This is a genomic window from Cupriavidus ulmosensis (assembly GCF_977008105.1).
Genome location: NZ_CDRMWP010000001.1, coordinates 3,460,123 through 3,480,500, shown reverse-complemented (window position 1 = coordinate 3,480,500; position 20,378 = coordinate 3,460,123). Strand labels below are relative to the sequence as shown.

The window sequence follows — 20,378 nt, the reverse complement described above, 5'->3', positions numbered from 1 at the left end:
ACCGGCGGCAGCAAATCGCGGATAATAGGGGCTTTCTTTGGACGAGCCCCTGGAAGGAAGCGCGATGGAATTTAGCACAAAAGCCCTGGATTGGAGCAAAGCTGGCCAAAATGGTTTCCTGGCGACCAAGACCGACTGCCTGGTGGTCGGCCTGTTTGAAGGCCAGAGCCTGGCCGGCGTGGCCAAGGCGCTGGACGTCGCGACCAAGGGCCTGGTGGCGCGGCTCGTCAAGCTCGGCGATTTCGAGGGCAAGCGCGGCACCCAGCTGATGCTGCACGAGGTCGCCGGCGTGGGCGCGGCGCGCGTGCTGCTGGTGGGCCTGGGCAAGGAGGGCGAGTTCAACGAGAAGGCGTTCGCCGAAGCCGTGCGCACCGCCTTGCGTGCCTTGTCCGGCACGCGCGCGGCCAGCGTGCTGTGGTGCCTGGCGCAGCAGCAGGCTTCCCAGCAGGCCGGCAACGCCGCCGACCTGTCGTGGCGCCTGATCACCACCGTCACGCTGATCCGCGAGGCGGGCTACCGCCTGCTCGAGCGCCATCCCGGCCTCAAGCGCGCCGGCAACGGCGCCAACGCCAAGGACAAGAGCGGCCTGCGCAAGGTGGTGCTGACCGTGGACGCGGCCGACGCCAAGGCCGCGGCCCAGGCCGTGCTGCGCGGCGTGGCCATCGCCGGCGGCATGGAGCTGACCAAGGACCTCGGCAACCTGCCTTCCAACATCTGCACGCCGACCTACCTGGCCGACACCGCGCGCGCCATCGCCAAGCGCCACAAGCTCAAGGTGGAAGTGCTGGGCCGCAAGCAGATCGAGGCGCTCAAGATGGGCGCGTTCCTGGCCGTGACCAAGGGCGCGGTCGAGCCGCCGCAGTTCATCGTGCTGCGCTATGACGGCGCATCCGCCAAGCAGGCCCCGGTGGTGCTGGTGGGCAAGGGCATCACCTTCGACACCGGCGGCATCTCGCTCAAGCCGGGCGAGGGCATGGACGAGATGAAGTACGACATGTGCGGCGCGGCCTCGGTGCTGGGCACGCTGCAGGCGGTGGCCGAGATGGGCCTCAAGCTCAACGTGATCGCGGTGGTGCCCACCTGCGAGAACATGCCCAGCGGCACCGCCACCAAGCCCGGCGACGTCGTCACCAGCATGTCCGGCCAGACCATCGAGATCCTCAACACCGACGCCGAAGGCCGCCTGGTGCTGTGCGACGCGCTGACCTACGTGGAGCGCTTCAAGCCCGCCGCGGTGATCGACGTGGCCACGCTGACCGGCGCCTGCATCATCGCGCTGGGCCACGTGAACAGCGGCCTGTATGCGCGCAACGACGGGCTCGCCGACCAGTTGCTGCAGGCCGGGCGCAAGGCGATGGACAGCGCCTGGCGCATGCCGCTGGACGACGACTACCAGGACCAGCTCAAGTCCAACTTCGCCGACATGGCCAACATCGGCGGCCGCCCGGCCGGCAGCGTGACCGCGGCCTGCTTCCTGGCGCGCTACACCGAGAAGTACGACTGGGCCCACCTGGACATCGCCGGCACGGCCTGGAAGAGCGGAGCGGCCAAGGGCGCCACCGGCCGCCCGGTGCCGCTGCTGGCGCAGTTCCTGATGGACCGCGCCGGCTGAAGCCAGGCGCGGGCCGGCGCCCGAGGGCGCCGGCTTGTGCAGAGGATCGTCCTTGACCATGACGCGCATCGATTTCCACAGCAACGTGCCCGACAAGCTCGGCTACGCCTGCCGCCTGATCCGCAAGGCCTACGGCGCCGGCCAGAAGCTGGTGGTGCATGGCGCGCCGGAGCAGCTGGCGCAGCTCGATGCGCGGCTGTGGACGTTTTCCCCGCTCGATTTCCTGCCCCACTGCGGCATCGACAGCCCGCACGCCGCGGTCACGCCGATCGTGCTGGCCGTCACGCTGGAACAGGCCCCGCATCACCAGTTGCTGATCAACCTGGACACGCAGCCGCCCGCGCAGTTCGCCAGCTTCGAGCGCATGATCGAAGTGGTCGGCAGCGACGCCGCCGACCGCGACGCCGGGCGCGAGCGCTTCCGCCTCTACCGCGAGCGCGGTTATCCGCTGGCGCACCACGACATCGCGCAGGCAGCCCAGGGCAAGGGAGGCGACGCATGACCGAACGCACCACCTCGCGCGTGATCCCGCGCATCGGGCCCAACGACAGCATTCCGCTGCTGACCGAAGTCATCGACCTGCCCGCCGATGCCGCCAGGCAGGGCGCGGAGCAGGCCGCCAGCGCCGCGGCGCCCGCGGCCGGCGGCCCGGCCCAGCCTCACGTCGCCCACGTTCCCCTCGAGCCGGCCTGGCCCGGCTCCCCGACCCACGTGGTCGTGCCGCGCGAAGCGGCCACGCCCGTGCCCGAGGTGCCGGCGCTGGCGCAGCCGAACCCGTCCACACAGGACGGCGCCTATTCCGCCTCGCACGCCGCCGTCCATCCCGTGCCGCCGCCCAGCGACGAAGAACTGCGGGCGGTTCGCAGCGAACTGCTCACGCGCGTGATGATGCGGTTTCGCACCGAGTGGCCGCAGGTGGTGGAGGCTCATACCGAGGCCACGCTGCAATCGCGTCTGGCGCCGTTGACTGCGCAGCTGGCGGCGGAGTTGACGCAGGCGCTGGAGGCGCGGTTGGTGGAGTGGTTGGATGCTACTCTGGAGGAGATTGAGAGGGATCCGGGTGGGGTTTGATTTTGGGGGTTGGTTTTAAAGGCAAAGGCTTTAACTTCAAAGTCAACTGATTAACGTCAAAGTCAAAAGCTTAAAGTCAAAGGCTTTCGCTCCCCCGGAGCGACCTACTTTCTTTTCCCCGAAAAGAAAGTAGGCAAAGAAAGCGGGCTGCCTGGCCGGCAGGGGCAGAAACGTTGGGGTTTCTTGTTGTTGGTGGTTTCGTCGTGGGGCCTGCGGTTCTGCTGGCATCCTGCCGTTACCGGTTCGGCTGGCCACGATCTGGCTGGCGGTATGGGTTTCGGGGTCAGACTTATGATGGCGGGCGCACTGCCTGTTCGGCCATCTGCCGTTACCGGTTTTGGCGGTCACGGCGTAGCACCGGCACTGGTTTCGTGGTGGGCGTGGTGGACCCCACGCGGGTGTGTTGGGTTGCTTTGAACCGGATTGCCTCTCAAGTCAAAACCGTTTGGCACTGAGATCGAATGGGGGCCACCACGCCCACCACGAAACCAGCACCGTTCCTATGTCGTATGCATTTGTCCCGGTCGCGGCAGCAGCCCGAAGGGCCTGGGCCATCGCCATCATGCAGCACCACCCCGAATCGAACACCACCCGAGAGAACGTGGCCGCCAAAACCGGTACCGGCAGAATCCCAGCAGAACCACAGGCCCCACCACGAAACCAGCAACACCAGAAACCCCAACGTTTCTGCCCCTGCCGGCCAGGCAGCCCGCTTTCTTTGCCTACTTTCTTTTCGGGGAAAAGAAAGTAGGTCGCTCCGGGGGAGCGAAAGCCTTTGACTTTAGGCTTTTGACTTTGAAGTTAAGCAGTTAATCAGTTGACCTTGAATTTAAGAAATTGACATTAAAAAATTCCCGCAAAGGAAAAAATCCCCAAGAAAAAACCCGCGAGAAATCGCGGGTTTTTTCTTGAGGGCCCAGTTCCAGACCGAATCCCCAAAAACCTTAATCCGTCACCGCCCCCTTGCTCGCCGTCGATGCCAGCTTGGAGAACTTGGCCAGCACGCCGCGCGTGTAGCGCGGTGCCGGCTGCTTCCATTCGGCGCGGCGCTTGGCCAGTTCTTCATCGCTCACGTTGAGCTGCAGCAGCAGCTTGTGCGCGTCGATGGTGACGGAGTCGCCTTCGCGCACCAGCGCGATGTTGCCGCCCACGTGCGCTTCGGGCGCGACGTGGCCGACCACCATGCCCCAGGTGCCGCCGGAGAAGCGGCCGTCGGTGATGAAGCCGACCGACTCACCCAGGCCCTTGCCGATGATGGCGGAGGTGGGGGCCAGCATCTCGGGCATGCCCGGGCCGCCCTTGGGGCCGAGGTAGCGCAGCACCAGGATGTCGCCGGCGTTGATCTTGTCGGCCAGGATGGCGTCCATCGCGCTTTGCTCGTCCTCGAACACGCGCGCCGGGCCGGTGATGACCGGGTTCTTCAGGCCGGTGATCTTGGCGACCGCGCCTTCCTCGGCCAGGTTGCCCTTGAGGATGGCGAGGTGGCCTTCCTTGTACAGCGCCTTCTCGATCGGCAGGATCACGTCCTGGTCGGCGCGCGGGGTGTCGGGCACGTTTTCCAGTTCCTCGGCCAGGGTGCGGCCGGTGATGGTCAGGCAGTCGCCATGCAGCAGGCCGGCCTTGAGCAGGATCTTCATCACTTGCGGGATGCCGCCGGCGCGGTGCAGGTCGGTCGCCACGTACTGGCCCGAGGGCTTGAGGTTGCAGATCACCGGGACCTTGCGGCGGACGCGCTCGAAGTCGTCGATGGTCCATTCCACCTCGGCCGAGTGGGCGATCGCCAGGTAGTGCAGCACGGCGTTGGTGGAGCCGCCGGTGGCCATGATCAGCGAGACCGCGTTCTCGATCGACTTGCGCGTGATGATGTCGCGCGGCTTGATGTCCTTCTTGATGGCCTCGACCAGCACGCGCGCCGATTCGGCGGCGCTGTCGACCTTTTCCTGGTCGGGGTTGGCCATCGTCGACGAGTACAGCAGCGACATGCCCAGCGCTTCGAACGAGGAGCTCATGGTGTTGGCGGTGTACATGCCGCCGCACGAGCCCGAGGTCGGGCAGGCGTTCTTTTCCACGCCCTCGAAGTCTTCCTGGCTCAGGCGCCCGGCGGTGAATTCGCCCACGGCCTCGAACGACGACACGATGGTCAGGTCCTTGCCTTTCCAGTTGCCCGGCTTGATGGTGCCGCCGTAGACGTAGATGCCCGGCACGTTGGTGCGCGCCAGCGCGATCATGCCGCCCGGCATGTTCTTGTCGCAGCCGCCGATCACCACCACGCCGTCCATCCACTGGCCCTGCGCCGCGGTCTCGATGCAGTCGGCGATGACTTCGCGCGAGATCAGCGAGTACTTCATGCCCTCGGTGCCCATCGACATGCCGTCCGAGATGGTCGGCGTGCCGAAGATCTGCGGGTTGGCGCCGGCGTCCTTGATGGCGGCCACGGCCGCGTCGGCCAGGCGCTGCAGGCCCGAGTTGCACGGCGTGATGGTCGAGTGGCCGTTGGCGATGCCCACCATCGGCTTGTCGAAGTCTTCCTTCTTGTAGCCGAGCGCGTAGTACATCGAGCGGTTGGGGGAGCGCGCCACGCCTTGCGTGATGTGCTGCGAGCGTTTGTTGAACGTCATGGGGAATCTCCGGGGGAATGGGTGCTGGCCGGCGCGGTGGTTCGGGGTGGCCTGAACACCGCGCGGGCGTCTGCCGTGTTGTGGGCGAAAGCATGCCGCTTGCGTTTTATCGTGTCAAATATATTATTCAACCTCTATTGAGTCGAAAAACATATCAGGAGCCCGATTGGACCTGCGCCAGCTACGCTACTTCGTCACGGTGGCGGAAGAGCTCCATTTCGGCCGCGCGGCGCGCCGCCTGGCCATGACCCAGCCGCCGCTGTCGCAGCAGATCCAGGCGCTGGAGGAGGAGATCGGCGTGCCGCTGTTCCTGCGCACGCGCCGCTCGGTGGCGCTGACGCCGGCCGGCCAGCAATGGCTGCCCGAGGTGCGCCGCGTGCTGGCCGACGCCGCCGCGCTGCCCGGGCTGGCCCAGCGGCTGGCGCGCGGCGAGGCGGGCACCCTGTCGCTGGCCTTCGTCAGCACCGCCGACTACGGCATCCTGCCCGACCTGCTGCGGCGCTTCCGCGCGCACCACCCCAACGTGCACCTGCAACTGCGCGAGGCCACCAGCGACATCCAGCTCGAGGCGCTGATGGAAGGCGCCATCGACGCCGGGCTGGTGATCCGCCCGCAACTGCCGGCCATGCCGCACGGCGTGTCCTACCTGCCGCTGGTGCGCGAGCCGCTGGTGCTGGCCGTGCCGCAGGGCTGGCGGCCGCGCGGCGCGCCGCAGGACAGCGGGGACAGTGAGGACAGTGGGGACGGCGGCGATGCGCAGGCCGGCATCGCGCTGCGCGACGTGGCCCACGAGCCGCTCATCATCTTCCCGCGGCGAAGCGCGCCGGCGTTTTATGACATCATTACGGGCTGTTATGCGCGCGAAGGGCTGACGCCGGCGATCGCCCAGGAGGCCATCCAGATGCAGACCATCGTCAGCCTGGTGTCGGCTGGCATGGGCGTGGCGCTGGTGCCGGCCTCGCTGTGCAACCTTCGCCGCACCGGGGTGTCCTACCTGCCGCTGCGCGATGCCGGGCCCGACATCGAGACCGGGCTGGTGTGGCGCGAGGCGGGCGCCGGCAGCGTCAGCCCGGTGCTGCGTTCCTTCATCGAGATCGCCGGCGCGCTGGCGTCTGCCATGACCGTGACGCAAAACGCTGGCATAAAGCCGGACGCGGCCGCCGGCTGATTTCCCGCCCGCCGGCTTTTTTCCTGGCCTGCCGTGCGCGGCGCGGCCCCACAACCTACTTCACGGCAAACATGCTGATTCACCCGCAATTCGATCCGGTCGCCATCCACCTCGGTCCGCTGGCCATCCGCTGGTACGGGCTGATGTACCTGGCCGGCTTCATCATGTTCCTGTGGTTCGGCCGGCTGCGCATCCGCCAGCCGCATATGGCCGCGCAGGGCTGGACCGCCCGGGACCTGGACGACATGCTGTTCTTCGGCGTGCTGGGCGTGATCCTGGGCGGGCGCCTGGGCTACGTGCTGTTCTACAAGGCCGACTACTACCTCAGCCACCCGCTCGAGATCCTCAAGGTGTGGGAGGGCGGCATGGCCTTCCACGGCGGCTTCCTCGGCGTGATCGTGGCGATGTGGCTGTTCGGCAAGATGCGCGGGCGCCACTGGATGGAAGTGACCGACTTCATCGCGCCGCTGGTGCCGTGCGGCCTGGCGGCCGGGCGCATCGGCAACTTCATCAACGGCGAGCTGTGGGGCCGCCCGACCGACCTGCCGTGGGGCATGATCTTCCCGCAGGCCGGCGACAACATCCCGCGCCATCCGTCGCAGCTCTACCAGTTCGCCGGCGAGGGCGTGGCGCTGTTCATCATCCTGTGGCTGTTCGCGCGCAGGCCCCGCCCGATGGGCGCGGTCTCCGGCGTGTTCCTGATCGGCTACGGCGGCTTCCGCTTCCTGGTCGAGTTCGCGCGCGAGCCCGACAACTTCCTCGGCCTGCTGGCGCTGAACTTCTCGATGGGCCAGTGGCTCAGCCTGCCGATGATCCTGGCCGGCATCGCCATGCTGGTGTGGGCCTACCGGCACGGCGAGGCGGTGCGGGCGTCGATGCGCTGACGCGCGGCGCTTGCCCCCGGTTTGCTCCCCTCTCCCGCGTGCGGGAGAGGGGCAGGGGGAGAGGGCGGGCGCTTGCGAATGCCACCGTGCTGGAAAAACCGGCGGCTTTCTTCGACGCTTCCACAAATCCCGCTTGCCGCTGCGCAACATCGATTCTTGTTGTGTTAATGCCGCCGTTATTCATAATTATGAATTATTGAGTTGGCGGAAGTGCCGCTGCGGCCACCTCGATGCCATTGCCCCGTTCCCGCCGGAGAACTCCATGCGCATCATCCAGCAGGCCCTGTATCTCGAAGTCGCGGAGCGCCTGCGCACGCTGATCGACGAGCACGCGCTGATGCCCGGCGCGTGGATCGACGAGGCCAGCGTGGCCGAATCGATGGGCATTTCGCGCACGCCGCTGCGCGAGGCGCTCAAGGTGCTGGCGGCCGAGGGGCTGGTGCGGCTGGAGCCGCGCCGCGGCTGCTTCGTCAACGCGCTGTCCGAGCAGGACCTCGACGAGATCTTCCCGCTGATGGCGCTGCTCGAAGGGCGCTGCGCCTTCGAGGCCGCGCGCAAGTCCAGCGCCGTCGATCTCGATGCGCTCGAAAGCCTGCATGCCGAGCTCGCGCGCTACGCGCGGGACGGCAATATCGACGCCTATTACGAAACCAACTACCAGATCCACGAAGCGATCCAGCGGCTGGCCGGCAACCGCTGGCTGTCCGGCCTGATCAGCGACCTGCGCAAGGTGCTGCGGCTGTCGCGCCACAAGAGCCTGAAGCTGCCGGGCCGCATCCGCGAATCGTGCGCGGAGCATCTGTCGGTGTTCTCCGCGCTCAAGGCGCACGATTCCGAGGGCGCCGAGGCGCTGATGAAGACGCACCTGATGCGCCAGCGCGGCGCGCTCAGGGCGCTCGACGCCGCCGAGGCGCAGGCCGCGGCGCCGCCCGCCGCCGAGGTCGCCGCGGCGCCGCGGCGCGGGCGGCTGCGCCTCGCGGACAAGGCGGGCGGCGGCGATGCCGGGCCGGCCCGCGCGCGCCGGCTGGCGGCGCCTTCGTCCGATGCCTGACCGTTTTGATCGTCCGACCGTTCGATAGCAGTTCGATAGCAGGTACGTCATGGACTCCTTCAACAGCGAACAGAAAGTCAGCGCGCCGCTGGCCGGCCCCGAGCCCGCGGGCGGCACCCTGTGGTCGCGCTTCGGCCGCTGGTGGGGCCGCAAGGGCGAGCGCGATGCCGACGGCACGGGCAAGCCCGCGGCCCGGGCCGACGGCAAGGTGGACGCCGCGCCGGCGCCGCTGCCGGCGCGCGTGCTGCGTCGCCAGCGCGAGCAGTTGCGCCAGTGCTTCGACGCGCGCCTGACCGATGGCGCCGCCAACGCCGCCGCGCAGTCGTGGCGCGCCGAATACGAGGCGGCCGGCGACGACGCGCGCCAGGCCATGCTCGGCGTGCTGGCCGAGGTCGCCGCCAATGGCGAGGCCGCCGAAGCGGCTGGCAGCGGCGCAGGCAACGGCGCCGGGACCGGCGCAGGGACTGGCGCAGCGACCGGCACAGACAAGGCGGCCGCCGCCCCGAACCTGTCGCAGGCGCTGTCCAACGCCCGCATCCGCTTCTTCAGGCGGCTCGCCGCGCTGCACGGCCAGCAGGGCGACAGCGTGTGCGGCCTGCATTTCCTGATCGGCCTGCGCGCCGACATGCTGCGCTGGCAAAAGCGTATGCCGGGCCTGCGCCCGCTCGACGACGATCTCGAGGCGCTGTTCTCCAACTGGTTCGACGTCGGCCTGCTGGAGCTGCAGCCGATCACCTGGGACTCGCCCGCCTCGCTGCTGGAAAAGCTGATCCGCTACGAGGCCGTGCACGAGATCGCCTCGTGGGCGGACCTGCGCAACCGGCTCGACTCCGACCGCCGCTGCTACGCCTTCTTCCACCCGCGCATGCCGCGCGAGCCGCTGATCTTCGTCGAGGTGGCCTTCGTGCCGGAGATGGCCGCCAACGTGCATGCGCTGCTCGACGAGGCGGCGCCGCTGGAAGACCTGCGCCGCGTCAAGTGGGCCATCTTCTATTCCATCTCCAACACGCAGGCCGGGCTGCGCGGCGTGAGCTTCGGCAACTTCCTGCTCAAGCGCGTGATCGAGGAACTGCAGCGCGAGTTTCCCAAGCTCAAGCAGTTCGCCACGCTGTCGCCGATTCCCGGCTTCGCCGACTGGCTGCGCAAGCGCGACGGCGCCGCGGTGGCCGCGCTGCTCGGCGACAAGCGCCTGGCGCGCTGGCGCGAGCAGCATGGCGAGCCGCCCGCCGACGGCGCGGCCTGGCTGGCGGCGCTGGCCGCCGGCGCGGACGCGGCGCACGGCGAGCACGAAAAGGGCGCCCGGGAAGACGCCGTGATGCGCGACACCGCGCTGGCGCTGGCCGCGCATTTCCTCGTGCGCGAGCGCCACCACGGCATGCCGGCCGACCCGGTGGCGCGTTTCCACCTCGGCAACGGCGCCTGCGTGGAGCGGCTGAACTGGGCCGCCGACCTGTCGCGCAAGGGCCGCGCGCAGTCGTGCGGCATGATGGTGAATTACCTGTACGTGCCCGAGGCGCTCGATGACAACCTGGCCCGCCTCGGCAACGGCAACCCGCGCATCAGCCGCGCCGTGGGCAAGTTCTTGTGATCGTGGCCGGGTCCCGGGGGCAGGCCCCTCGCCGGGCCGGCGCCTTGTTGTGGTGGCAGTTCCGTCGTTTGACTTTCCGCAGAGAAAAGACACAGGAGACAGAGCAATGAAACGTCGTCAGTTCCAACTGGCCGGGCTGGCCTGCGCGCTCGGCGCGGCCCTCGGCATGGCAGCCCCGGCAGTCCGGGCCGATGCCTGGCCGTCCAAGCCCATCACCGTGATCGTGCCGTTCCCGGCCGGCGGCGGCACCGATGCCTTCGCCCGCCCGCTGACCGCGCAGCTTTCCAGGCAGCTCGGCAAGCAGTTCGTGATCGACAACCGCGGCGGCGCCGGCGGCACGGTGGGCGCGAGCATCGCCGCCAAGGCCGCGCCCGACGGCTACACGGTGTTCATCGGCGGCGCGCACCACGCCATCGCGCCGTCGTTCTACAAGAAGCTCGACTACGACATCGAGAAGGACTTCATTCCCGTCACCGTGATCGCGCAGCCGCCGCAGGTGGTGGTGGTCAACCCGGCCAAGGTCTCCGCCAACACGCTCGGCGAGCTGATCGACTACGCCCGCAAGAACCCGGGCAAGCTCAACTACGGCTCGGCCGGCAACGGCTCGTCGCACCACCTCGCGGGCGAGCTGTTCAAGCTGCAGACCAAGACCTTCATCACGCACATCCCGTACAAGGGCGCGGGGCCGGCGCTGTCGGACCTGATCGCCGGGCAGGTCGACATGGTGTTCGACGGGCTCGGCTCGTCGGCCCAGCACATCCGCGCCGGGCGCATCAAGGCGCTGGCGGTGGCATCGACCAAGCGCTCGGCCGCCTTCCCCAACGTGCCGACCGCGGCCGAGGCCGGCGTGGCCAACTACGACGTCTCCACCTGGTACGCGATGTGGGTGCCCAAGGGCACGCCGAAGGACATCGTCGACAAGCTCTACGCCGAAGTGGAGAAGGCGCTCAACACGCCCGAGATGAAGCAGGTCTGGCTGGCCAACGGCTCCGACACGCCGGCCTTCACGCAGGAACAGTTCGCCCAGTTCCAGCGCGCCGAGATCAAGCGCTGGGCGCAGGTGGTGCAGCAGTCCGGCGCCAAGATAGACTGATTCGGCCGGTTCGGCTGGTTCGACTGGTTTGACGCGAGGAGGATGGTGATGACGGCAGGAGCAAGGGCATGAGCGGCACGGTGGAATTCACGCGCGACGGCGGCATCGCCACGGTCACGCTGGCCAACGCGGGCAGGCTCAACGCGATCTCGGTGGCGATGTGGCGCGCGCTGGCGCAGGGTTTCGCGCGGCTGTCGGCGGACGACTCGCTGCGCTGCGTGGTGGTGCGCGGCGCCGGCGGCAACTTCGCCGCCGGCGCCGACATCGCCGAATTCCCGCAGGAGCGCGGCGACGACGCCGCGCTGCGCCGCTACCACATGGAGATCATCGCGCCGGCGCTGGCCGCGGTGGCGGACTGCGTCCATCCCACGGTGGCGATGATCGAAGGGGTCTGCGTGGGCGGCGGGCTGGAGATCGCCTGCCATTGCGACCTGCGCATCGCCGCCGCCGACAGCCGCTTCGGCGTGCCCATCAACCGGCTCGGCTTCCCGATGGCGCCGGGCGAGCTGGGCGGGCTGCTGGCGCTGGCCGGCCGCGCGGTGGCGCTGGAGATCCTGCTCGAAGGCCGTGTGTTCGACGCCGCCGAGGCGCACGCGAAAGGGCTGCTCACGCGCGTGGTGCCGGCCGCCGCGCTGGCCGGCGAGGTGGCCGCCACCACCGCGCGCATCGCCGCCGGCGCGCCGCTGGCCGCGCGCATCAACAAGGAGACCATCCGCCGCCTGGCGCCCGCGCCCGAGCCGCTCGGCGCGCACGAGCTGGAAGCGCATTTCCGCTACGCCGGCAGCGCCGACCACGCCGAAGGCGTGGCTGCCTTCCTGGCCCGGCGCGCGCCGCACTTTACCGGGCACTAGCCGCGGGCCTATCATGGCCGGCTGTCGGCCCGCCCGAAAGTCCGGGCCTGATGAAGTCCGCTAAACCGCACTCGTACCGCCTCATTGACCTCTCGGGCCGATCTCCCGGGCTCCCGGCCCCCGATTGCCAATGTTACTGACGATCCCGTTCCATATCTTCCGCAACATGAACGCCAACCTGTTCGCCCTGTTCGAATCCCGCTTCCCGGCAGACCGCAGCGCCTGCTGCATCGAAACCCACGACGGCCTCTACTACAGCTGGGACGACCTCGACCGCGCCACCGCCAGGCTGGCCAGCCTGCTGGCCGCGCTCAAGCTGCCCGAAGGCGCGCGCGTGGCCGTGCAGGTGGAGAAGTCGCCCGAGGCGCTGTTCCTCTACCTCGCCACGCTGCGCGCCGGCTACGTCTACCTGCCGCTCAACACCGCGTACCAGGAAGCCGAGATCGACTACTTCATCGGCAATGCCGAGCCCGACGTGGTGGTGTGCAGCAGCGCCAACTTCCCGTGGGTCTCCAAGGTGGCCTTCCGCCACGGCACCCGGCACGTGTTCACGCTCGACGACGACCGCTCCGGCTCGCTGCTGGCGCGCGCGGCCGGCAAGCCGGATACCTTCGCCACGGTGGCGCGCGGCGCCGACGACCTCGCCGCCATCCTGTACACCTCCGGCACCACGGGCCGCAGCAAGGGCGCCATGCTCACGCACGGCAACCTCGCCTCCAACGCCAAGACGCTGCACGCATACTGGGGCTGGCGCAGCGACGACGTGCTGCTGCACATGCTGCCGATCTTCCACGTGCACGGCCTGTTCGTGGCCTCGCACGGCGCGCTGCTGGCCGGCGCCAAGATGATCTGGGCGCCCCGCCTCGACATGGCCCAGATCCTGAAATTCCTGCCGCGCTCCACCGTGATGATGGGCGTGCCCACGTACTACGTGCGCATGCTGCAGGAACCGCGCCTCGACGACGACACCTGCCGCCGCATGCGCCTGTTCGTGTCCGGCTCCGCGCCGCTGCTGATGGAAACCTTCGACGCCTTCCGCGCGCGCACCGGCCACACCATCCTCGAGCGCTACGGCATGAGCGAGACCGTGATGCTGGTCTCCAACCCGTATGACGCCGCCGACGGCGAACGCATCGGCGGCACCGTCGGCAAGCCGCTGCCCGGCGTCTCGGTGCGCGTGGTCGACGGCGATGGCAAGCCCTGCGCGCCCGGCGAGATCGGCAACGTGGAAGTGCGCGGCCCGAACGTGTTCAAGGGCTACTGGCGCATGCCCGAGAAGACGCAGGAAGAATTCACCGCCGACGGCTGGTTCAAGACCGGCGACGTCGGCCGCTTCGGCGGCGCCATCGTCAGCCAGTCCGGCGAGCGCAAGGTGCCCGACGACTACCTGACCATCGTCGGCCGCAGCAAGGACCTCATCATTTCGGGCGGCTACAACGTCTACCCGAAGGAGATCGAAAGCTTCATCGACGAAATGCCCGGCGTGGCGGAGAGCGCGGTGATCGGCGTGCCGCACGCCGACTTCGGCGAAGCCGTGGTGGCGGTGGTGGTGGGCAAGCCCGGCTCGGCGCTGGAGGAGGCCAGCCTGATCGGCTTGCTGAAGGGGCGGATTGCGAATTTCAAGGTGCCGAAGCGGGTGCATCTGGTGGATGAGCTGCCGCGGAATACGATGGGGAAGGTGCAGAAGAATTTGTTGAGGGTGCAGTTTGGGGGGGATTAAGGGGGGGCTTTGGCTTAACGTTAAAGTCAACTGCTGAACGTCAAAGTCAAGAGCTTAAAGTCAAAGGCTTAAAGTCAAAGGCTTTCGCTCCCCCGGAGCGACCTACTTTCTTTTCCCCGAAAAGAAAGTAGGCAAAGAAAGCGGGCTGCCTGGCCGGCAGGGGCAGAGCCGAACAGTGTTGCTGGTGTTGGTGGTTTCGTGGTGGGGGCGGTGGTTCTGCAGGGATTCTGCCGGTACCGGTTTTGGCGGCCACTATCTCTCGGGTGGTGTTCGATTCGTGGTGGCGCTGCATGATGGCGGTGGCCCAGGCCCTTCAGGCTGCTGCCGCGACCGGGGCGGATAGGCTCGTCATAGAGACGGTGTTAGTTTCGTGGTGGGCGCGGTGGCCACCGTTTGAGCGCAGTGCCGAACAATCTTGGCGCGGTGGCCCCCATTCGATCTCACTGCCAAACGGTTTTGACTTGAGAGGCAATCCGGTTCAAAGCAACCCAGCACACCCGCGCGGGGTCCACCGCGCCCACCACGAAACCAGTGCCGGTGCTACGCCGTGACCGCCAAAACCGGTAACGGCAGATGCCCGAACCAGCAGTGCGCTTGCCATCATAGGTCTGACCCCGCAACCCATACCGCCAGCCAGATCGTGGCCAGCCGAACCGGTAACGGCAGGATGCCAGCAGAACCACAGGCCCCACCACGAAACCACCAACAAGAGAAATCCCAACGTTTCTGCCCCTGCCGGCCAGGCAGCCCGCTTTCTTTGCCTACTTTCTTTTCGGGGAAAAGAAAGTAGGTCGCTCCGGGGGAGCGAAAGCCTTTGACTTTGACTTTGATGTTGACTTTGACTTTGACTTTGACGTTCAGCCGCTGGCTTTGAAGTTGACTTTGAAGTTGACTTCGATCTTGACGTTAAAGCTCTTAAAGCCGTTGACCTTGAACCTGAATAAAATTCCAAAAAAAAATCACGCCACCCCCAACCTCTCCCTCAACTCCGCGATCTTCGCCCGGCTGACCGGCACCAGCGTGCGCTGCGCATCATCCATGACCAGTTGCACGCGTTCCTCGTTCCTCACTACCTCCACCGCGTAAGCCAGGCTGACGATATGGCTGCGGTGCACCCGCAGATAAACACTGTCGTCGAGCCGCATCTCCAGGTCGGTCAGCGACAGGTTGGAGAGATAGTGCTCGTCCCTGGTGACGATGGTCGTGTAGTGCCCGTCGCCCTGGAAGCGCACGATGTCCTTGAGGTCCACCAGGATCACGCGGTTCTTGCGGTACACGGGGATCTTGAACAGCCGGCGCGGCAGCGGCGCGCTGCCTGACGCGGGCGCGTGGTGCGGCTCGGTGGTGACGTCGGTCACGTCGTAGAAGATCATGCAGGTGCCGCATGCACCGCCGCTGTCCGCCATCTTGGACACCTTGATGAGCAGCACGCGGTCCGGGATGTTGATCATCATCGCCAGCGGCGGCGGCGACTTGACCGGGCAGCCGCTGGCGTCCTCGGACTGCAGCAGGAAGCGTAGTTTCTCGCGGCTTTTTTCCGGGTGCAGCTGCACCACGTCGATGCCGATCAGCCGGTCCTGGCTGACGCCGAGCGACTGCTCGCTGGCGGGGCCGAGGATTTGCAGTGCAACATCGTTGAAGGCGGTGACGCGGCCTTGCGCGTCGAGCCAGACGATGCCCGGGTTGAACTGTTCCAGCTTGTGCTGGAAGGTCTCGTTGCGGCGCACCTCGGGGGCCGGCGGGGTGAACGGCGCGAGGCGGTCCATTGTGCAATCTCCTGGTTTCGATGTCGGCCTGTCGTTGTTCTTGTCTTCGCGCCCGCGGTTGCCCGGTTGCTGCCCATCGCGCGCCTGCGCGGCAATTCTGTTGTACGTCCCTGCCGTAGTTCGTGCAAGTTTCCCGGCGGTTGACGCAGCCTTGCCGGGCGTTCGGGAAGTCACATTGCTTTGCTGCGCTGCATTATGAAATGCTCCTGAAAACACAGCGATGCGCGCAAGGCCGCCGGCACGGACCGCAGGCGCGGGCGCGCGAGCGAGACAAGGAGACCAGCGTGATCCCCCGCCCGTTTGAATATCATGCGCCCAGGACGCTGCCCGAAGCGGTGGCCATGCTTGAGGAATACGGCGACGGCGCCAAGCTGCTGGCGGGCGGGCACAGCCTGCTGCCGATGATGAAGCTGCGCTTCGCCGAGCCGGCCCACCTGATCGACCTCGGCAAGGTCGAGGGCCTGAAGGGCATCCGCGAGGAAGGCGGCGAGCTGCGCATCGGCGCCATGACCACCGAGAACGAGCTGATCTGGTCGGCGCTGCTGCAGCAGAAGTGCCCGCTGCTGGTGGAGGGCGCGCGCCTGATCTCGGACCCGCAGGTGCGCTACCGCGGCACCATTGGCGGCGACATCTCGCACGGCGATCCGGGCAACGACCATCCGGCGCTGATGATCGCGCTGGACGCTTCCTTCGTGCTGGCCGGCAGGCTGGCCGAGCGCGTGGTGCCGGCCGACGGCTTCTTCCTCGGCACTTACATGACGCTGCTGGAGCCGGGCGAGATCCTCACGGAAATCCGCATCCCGGCGCCGGCGCCGGGCAGCGGACACTGCTACGCCAAGCTCAAGCGCAAGTCCGGCGACTTCGCCACCGCGGCGGCGGCCGTGATGCTGCGCCGGCGCGGCGAGACGGTGGAGGACGTGCGCATCGCGCTGACCAACGTCGCGCCCGCGGCGATCCGCGCCGCCGACGCCGAGCAGAGCCTGCGCGGCAAGCCGCTCGACGACGCGGCCATCGCCGAGGCGGCGCGGCTGGCGATGGCCATCTGCGACCCGGCCGAGGACCTGCGCGGCGACGCCGAATACAAGACCGCGATGGCGGGCGAGATGACCCAGCGGGCGCTGCGCACCGCGTGGTCGCGCGCCGTGCCGTAGCCGGGCGCCAGCCGCGCGGCGGGTTGCACGGCAAAACAGCACGGCAAGCAGCACAGCAAACAGCACCGCAGGCCGCGCACGCGCGCGGCGACCATCGCAAGCCCCAGCGGAGACCGCACATGATCAAGAAAGTGATGGTGTCGTTCAAGCTCAACGGCAAGGACACCGACGTGGTGGCCGAGCCGCGCGAATTGCTGATCCACACCCTGCGCGAGCGCTGCCTGCACACCGGCCCGCACATCGGCTGCGAGACCTCGCACTGCGGGGCCTGCACGGTGGACCTGGACGGCATGTCGGTCAAGTCCTGCACGGTGCTCACGGTGCAGGCCGAGGGCGCCGAGGTGCTGACCGTGGAGGGCCTGGCGCAGGGCGGCGAGCTGCATGCGCTGCAGGAGGCCTTCATGCAGGAGCACGCGCTGCAGTGCGGCTTCTGTACGCCCGGCATGCTGATGCGCGCGTACCGCCTCCTGCAGGAAAACCCCGACCCGTCCGAAGAAGAGATCCGCTACTGGATGGCCGGCAACCTGTGCCGCTGCACGGGCTACCAGAACATCGTCAAAGCGGTGCAGTATGCCGCCCGCAAGCTGCGCGGCGAAGCGGTGCAGACCTCGCATCCGCTGATGGACGAGGCAACGCACTGACGCGGCCGGATGGACCATGCCGGGCGCGCGATGGCCGTGCCCGGCGTCTGAAGCAGACGCACGGAGACGCACCATGGGAACGATGAACGCCGAAGCCGAGCGCCTCGCCGCGCTGGAGGGCATGGGCTGCTCGCGCAAGCGCCGCGAAGACCCGCGCTTCCTGCAGGGCAAGGGCACCTATGTCGATGACATCAAGATGCCGGGCATGCTGTTCGGCGCGATGGTGCGCAGCCCGTACGCGCACGCCCGCGTGAAGAAGATCGATAAGTCGCGCGCGCTGGCGCACCCCGGCGTGCACGCGGTGCTGACCGCCGACGACCTCAAGCCGCTCAAGCTGCACTGGATGCCGACGCTGGCCGGCGACGTGCAGGCGGTGCTGGCCGACGAGAAGGTCTGCTTCCAGAACCAGGAGGTGGCCTTCGTGGTGGCCGACGACCGCTACGTGGCGGCCGACGCCGCCGAGCTGGTCGAGGTGGAATACGAGGAGCTGCCCGCGCTGGTGGACCCGCACCTGGCGCTGGCGCCGGACGCGCCGGTGATCCGCGAGGACATCCGCGACAAGCAGGTGGGCGCGCACGGCGCGCGCCGGCATCCCAACCACATCTTCAACTGGAAGATCGGCGACAAGGACAAGACCGACCGCGCCTTCGACAATGCCGAGGTCACGGTCACGCAGGAGATGCTGTATCCGCGCGTGCATCCGTGCCCGCTGGAGACCTGCGGCTGCGTCGCGTCCTACGACAAGGCGCGCGGCGACCTGACCGTGTACATCACCTCGCAGGCGCCGCACGTGGTGCGCACCGTGGTGGGCATGCTGTCGGCGATCCCGGAGTCCAAGATCCGCATCGTCTCGCCCGACATCGGCGGCGGCTTCGGCAACAAGGTCGGCGTGTATCCGGGCTACGTGGTGTCGATCGTGGCGTCGATCGTGCTGGGCCGGCCGGTCAAGTGGATCGAGTCGCGCGCCGAGAACCTGAGCAGCACCGCGTTCGCGCGCGACTATCACATGAAGGGCGAGCTGGCCGCCGACCGCGACGGGCGCATCAAGGCGCTGCGCGTGAACGTCGTCGCCGACCACGGCGCGTTCGATGCGTGCGCCGACCCGAGCAAGTGGCCGGCCGGCATGTTCCACGTCTGCACCGGCTCGTATGCGATTCCCAACGCCTTCGTCTCGGTCGATGGCGTCTACACCAACAAATTCCCGGGCGGCGTGGCCTACCGCTGCTCGTTCCGCGTGACCGAGGCGGTCTACCTGATCGAGCGCATGATCGACGTGCTGGCGCTCAAGCTCGGCATCGACAAGACCGAGCTGCGGCTGCGCAACTTCATCCGCAAGGACCAGTTCCCGTATCTCACGCCGCTCGGGCTGGAGTACGACTCGGGCGACTACGAGCCGGCGCTGCGCAAGGTGCTGGCCGCGGTGGACTATCGCGCGCTGCGCGCCGAGCAGGACGCGCGCCGCGCCGACCCCAAGGCCGAGTGGCTGATGGGCATCGGCGTGTGCACCTTCACCGAGATCGTCGGCGCGGGGCCGTCCAAGGCGTGCGACATCCTCGGCATCGGCATGTTCGACTCGTGCGAGATCCGCGTGCATCCGGACGGCTCGGCCATCGCGCGCATGGGCACCATCACGCAGGGACAGGGCCACCAGACCACCTACGCGCAGATCATCGCGTCGGAGGCCGGCATCCCGGCCTCGGTGATCCAGGTGGAGGAGGGCGACACGTCCACCGCGCCCTACGGGCTGGGCACCTACGGCTCGCGCTCCACGCCGGTGGCGGGCGCGGCGGTGGCGCGCGCGGCGCGCAAGATCCGCGAGAAGGCCCGGCTGATCGCCGCGCACCTGTTCGAGGCCGGCCCCGACGACGTGGAGTTCGACCTCGACCGCTTCGTGCTCAAGGGCTCGCCGGGCAAGTTCAAGACCTTGAAGGAAGTGGCCTGGGCCGCCTACAACAACGTGCCCGAAGGCATGGAGATGGGGCTGGAGGCGGTGGACTACTACGACCCGCCCAACTTCACGTTCCCGTTCGGCGCCTACCTGTGCGTGCTCGACATCAACCGCCATTCGGGCGAGACGCGCGTGCGGCGCTTCTACGCGCTCGACGACTGCGGCACGCGCATCAACCCGATGATCATCGAAGGGCAGATCCACGGCGGCCTGACCGAAGGCTTCGCGGTGGCGATGGGGCAGGAGCTGCCCTACGACGAAGCCGGCAACCTGCTGGGCGGCACGCTGATGGACTACTTCGTGCCGACCGCGCTGGAGACGCCGCACTGGGACACCGACTTCACCATCACGCCGTCGCCGCACCATCCGATCGGCGCCAAGGGCGTGGCCGAGTCGCCGCACGTGGGCTCGATCCCGTGCTTCACCTCGGCGGTGGTCGATGCGTTCGCCCATCTCGGCATCACGCACATGAACATGCCGCACAACGCCTACCGCGTCTGGCAGCAATGCCGCGCGCTCGGCCTGGCGCAGCGCTGACGCCGGGCCCGACCACGCGCGCCGCGCCGCGGCGCGCAAGCCTGCGAGGACAAGCTGATGAAAGTCGTGCTCGAAAAGGTCTTCCCGCTCGCCGCCGGTGCCGACGCGGCCTGGCAGTCGCTGCAGGACATCGCCGCGGTGGCCGGCTGCATGCCGGGCGCCGCCATCACCGAGCGCGTGGACGACACGCACTACAAGGGCACCATCGTCGTGCGGCTCGGGCCGGCCACGATGTCGTTCAAGGGCGAGATCGAGGTGCTCGGCCTGGACCCGGCCGCGCGCAGCCTGCACCTGGCGGGCAAGGGCGCGGACTCGACCGGCACCTCGGGCGCGTCGATGGACCTGCTGGCGACCGTGCAGGGCAGCGAGGGCAGCGGCGGCGCCTGCGCGCTGTCCGGCAGGAGCGAGGTGACGATGAGCGGCAAGGCGGCTGCGTTCGGCGGCCGCATGATGAACACCGTGGCCGACCAGATCCTCAAGCAGTTCGCGGCCAACTTCGACGCGCTGGCGCAGTCGCGGCAGGCGCCCGCGCGGGATGCGGCGGCGCCGGACGGCGACACCGCGCCGGCCACGGTGGCCCAGGCCGCGCCGCCGCGCACCGAACTCAACGGCCTCGCGCTGGCGTGGGCGGTGCTGCGCGACTGGCTGCGCGGGATCTTCTCGCGCAAGGCCACCTGAC

General features: G+C 68.2%; 16 protein-coding genes. 14 read left to right on the top strand and 2 right to left on the bottom strand.

Going from position 1 to position 20,378, the window contains the following annotated elements:
• The first annotated feature begins 64 nt into the window (after positions 1 to 64).
• The 3 genes from ACWTPI_RS16010 to ACWTPI_RS16000 are packed head-to-tail and all read left to right on the top strand — an operon-like array spanning position 65 to position 2,683.
• A complete protein-coding gene (locus ACWTPI_RS16010; protein ID WP_059416263.1) occupies positions 65 to 1,612 on the top strand; it encodes a leucyl aminopeptidase in 1,548 nt (515 codons plus the stop codon).
• Positions 1,613 to 1,670: 58 nt separating this feature from the next.
• On the top strand, positions 1,671 to 2,114 hold the full coding sequence (locus tag ACWTPI_RS16005) for a DNA polymerase III subunit chi (RefSeq protein ID WP_454732142.1): 444 nt from the start codon (positions 1,671 to 1,673) through the stop codon (positions 2,112 to 2,114).
• Positions 2,111 to 2,683: a hypothetical protein gene (locus tag ACWTPI_RS16000; RefSeq protein WP_454732141.1), complete on the top strand. Its 573-nt coding sequence runs from the start codon at positions 2,111 to 2,113 to the stop codon at positions 2,681 to 2,683. Before ACWTPI_RS16005 ends, ACWTPI_RS16000 begins: the two co-directional genes overlap by 4 nt.
• 944 nt (positions 2,684 to 3,627) lie before the next feature.
• Here the strand turns inward: ACWTPI_RS16000 and ilvD are convergent.
• Positions 3,628 to 5,301 (bottom strand): dihydroxy-acid dehydratase, encoded by a 1,674-nt coding sequence (gene ilvD, locus ACWTPI_RS15995; RefSeq protein WP_059416188.1) that lies wholly within the window; start codon positions 5,299 to 5,301, stop codon positions 3,628 to 3,630.
• A gap of 166 nt (positions 5,302 to 5,467) precedes the next feature.
• Between ilvD and ACWTPI_RS15990 the strand changes: the two genes are divergently transcribed.
• The 7 genes from ACWTPI_RS15990 (at position 5,468) to ACWTPI_RS15960 (ending at position 13,656) form a co-directional block, all read left to right on the top strand.
• The gene (locus ACWTPI_RS15990; RefSeq protein ID WP_454732140.1) at positions 5,468 to 6,469 is read left to right on the top strand and encodes a LysR family transcriptional regulator; all 1,002 of its coding nucleotides are present in this window, start codon (positions 5,468 to 5,470) and stop codon (positions 6,467 to 6,469) included.
• Positions 6,470 to 6,540: 71 nt separating this feature from the next.
• Entirely contained in the window at positions 6,541 to 7,353 is an 813-nt protein-coding gene (gene lgt / locus ACWTPI_RS15985; RefSeq protein ID WP_020206826.1) for a prolipoprotein diacylglyceryl transferase, read from the top strand.
• A 262-nt stretch (positions 7,354 to 7,615) separates the two neighbouring features.
• A complete protein-coding gene (locus ACWTPI_RS15980; protein WP_082080230.1) occupies positions 7,616 to 8,404 on the top strand; it encodes a GntR family transcriptional regulator in 789 nt (262 codons plus the stop codon).
• 49 nt (positions 8,405 to 8,453) lie between these two features.
• A complete protein-coding gene (locus ACWTPI_RS15975; RefSeq protein WP_454732139.1) occupies positions 8,454 to 9,992 on the top strand; it encodes a malonyl-CoA decarboxylase domain-containing protein in 1,539 nt (512 codons plus the stop codon).
• A 106-nt stretch (positions 9,993 to 10,098) separates the two neighbouring features.
• Positions 10,099 to 11,085 (top strand): Bug family tripartite tricarboxylate transporter substrate binding protein, encoded by a 987-nt coding sequence (locus ACWTPI_RS15970; RefSeq protein WP_020206823.1) that lies wholly within the window; start codon positions 10,099 to 10,101, stop codon positions 11,083 to 11,085.
• 68 nt (positions 11,086 to 11,153) lie between these two features.
• A complete protein-coding gene (locus ACWTPI_RS15965) occupies positions 11,154 to 11,936 on the top strand; it encodes an enoyl-CoA hydratase/isomerase family protein (RefSeq protein WP_454732138.1) in 783 nt (260 codons plus the stop codon).
• A 166-nt stretch (positions 11,937 to 12,102) separates the two neighbouring features.
• Complete coding sequence (locus ACWTPI_RS15960) at positions 12,103 to 13,656, top strand: malonate--CoA ligase (RefSeq protein WP_454732491.1); 1,554 nt, start codon at positions 12,103 to 12,105, stop codon at positions 13,654 to 13,656.
• Positions 13,657 to 14,615: 959 nt separating this feature from the next.
• Here the strand turns inward: ACWTPI_RS15960 and ACWTPI_RS15955 are convergent.
• On the bottom strand, positions 14,616 to 15,422 hold the full coding sequence (locus tag ACWTPI_RS15955; protein ID WP_454732137.1) for a LytTR family transcriptional regulator DNA-binding domain-containing protein: 807 nt from the start codon (positions 15,420 to 15,422) through the stop codon (positions 14,616 to 14,618).
• A gap of 284 nt (positions 15,423 to 15,706) precedes the next feature.
• On the opposite strand from ACWTPI_RS15955, the gene ACWTPI_RS15950 reads away from it, so the two are divergent.
• From ACWTPI_RS15950 to ACWTPI_RS15935, 4 genes are all read left to right on the top strand, one after another.
• Complete coding sequence (locus tag ACWTPI_RS15950; protein WP_454732136.1) at positions 15,707 to 16,573, top strand: FAD binding domain-containing protein; 867 nt, start codon at positions 15,707 to 15,709, stop codon at positions 16,571 to 16,573.
• Positions 16,574 to 16,692: 119 nt separating this feature from the next.
• Positions 16,693 to 17,214, top strand: coding sequence for a (2Fe-2S)-binding protein (locus ACWTPI_RS15945; protein WP_020206939.1), 522 nt, complete (start codon positions 16,693 to 16,695; stop codon positions 17,212 to 17,214).
• A 73-nt stretch (positions 17,215 to 17,287) separates the two neighbouring features.
• Positions 17,288 to 19,699 carry an aerobic carbon-monoxide dehydrogenase large subunit gene (locus ACWTPI_RS15940; protein ID WP_454732135.1) on the top strand — a complete coding sequence of 804 codons (2,412 nt, stop codon included), beginning with the start codon at positions 17,288 to 17,290 and terminating at the stop codon, positions 19,697 to 19,699.
• A 57-nt stretch (positions 19,700 to 19,756) separates the two neighbouring features.
• The gene (locus ACWTPI_RS15935; RefSeq protein WP_059411063.1) at positions 19,757 to 20,377 is read left to right on the top strand and encodes an SRPBCC family protein; all 621 of its coding nucleotides are present in this window, start codon (positions 19,757 to 19,759) and stop codon (positions 20,375 to 20,377) included.
• Position 20,378: the final 1 nt, after the last annotated feature.

Bases quoted from the DNA above. Each gene is read 5' to 3' on its own strand.
- ACWTPI_RS16010 (WP_059416263.1), top strand. From the start codon at position 65: ATGGAATTTAGCACAAAAGCCCTGGATTGGAGCAAAGCTGGCCAAAAT.
- ACWTPI_RS16005 (WP_454732142.1), top strand. From the start codon at position 1,671: ATGACGCGCATCGATTTCCACAGCAACGTGCCCGACAAGCTCGGCTAC.
- ACWTPI_RS16000 (WP_454732141.1), top strand. From the start codon at position 2,111: ATGACCGAACGCACCACCTCGCGCGTGATCCCGCGCATCGGGCCCAAC.
- ilvD (WP_059416188.1), bottom strand. From the start codon at position 5,301: ATGACGTTCAACAAACGCTCGCAGCACATCACGCAAGGCGTGGCGCGC.
- lgt (WP_020206826.1), top strand. From the start codon at position 6,541: ATGCTGATTCACCCGCAATTCGATCCGGTCGCCATCCACCTCGGTCCG.
- ACWTPI_RS15980 (WP_082080230.1), top strand. From the start codon at position 7,616: ATGCGCATCATCCAGCAGGCCCTGTATCTCGAAGTCGCGGAGCGCCTG.
- ACWTPI_RS15975 (WP_454732139.1), top strand. From the start codon at position 8,454: ATGGACTCCTTCAACAGCGAACAGAAAGTCAGCGCGCCGCTGGCCGGC.
- ACWTPI_RS15970 (WP_020206823.1), top strand. From the start codon at position 10,099: ATGAAACGTCGTCAGTTCCAACTGGCCGGGCTGGCCTGCGCGCTCGGC.
- ACWTPI_RS15965 (WP_454732138.1), top strand. From the start codon at position 11,154: ATGAGCGGCACGGTGGAATTCACGCGCGACGGCGGCATCGCCACGGTC.
- ACWTPI_RS15960 (WP_454732491.1), top strand. From the start codon at position 12,103: ATGAACGCCAACCTGTTCGCCCTGTTCGAATCCCGCTTCCCGGCAGAC.
- ACWTPI_RS15955 (WP_454732137.1), bottom strand. From the start codon at position 15,422: ATGGACCGCCTCGCGCCGTTCACCCCGCCGGCCCCCGAGGTGCGCCGC.
- ACWTPI_RS15945 (WP_020206939.1), top strand. From the start codon at position 16,693: ATGATCAAGAAAGTGATGGTGTCGTTCAAGCTCAACGGCAAGGACACC.
- ACWTPI_RS15940 (WP_454732135.1), top strand. From the start codon at position 17,288: ATGGGAACGATGAACGCCGAAGCCGAGCGCCTCGCCGCGCTGGAGGGC.
- ACWTPI_RS15935 (WP_059411063.1), top strand. From the start codon at position 19,757: ATGAAAGTCGTGCTCGAAAAGGTCTTCCCGCTCGCCGCCGGTGCCGAC.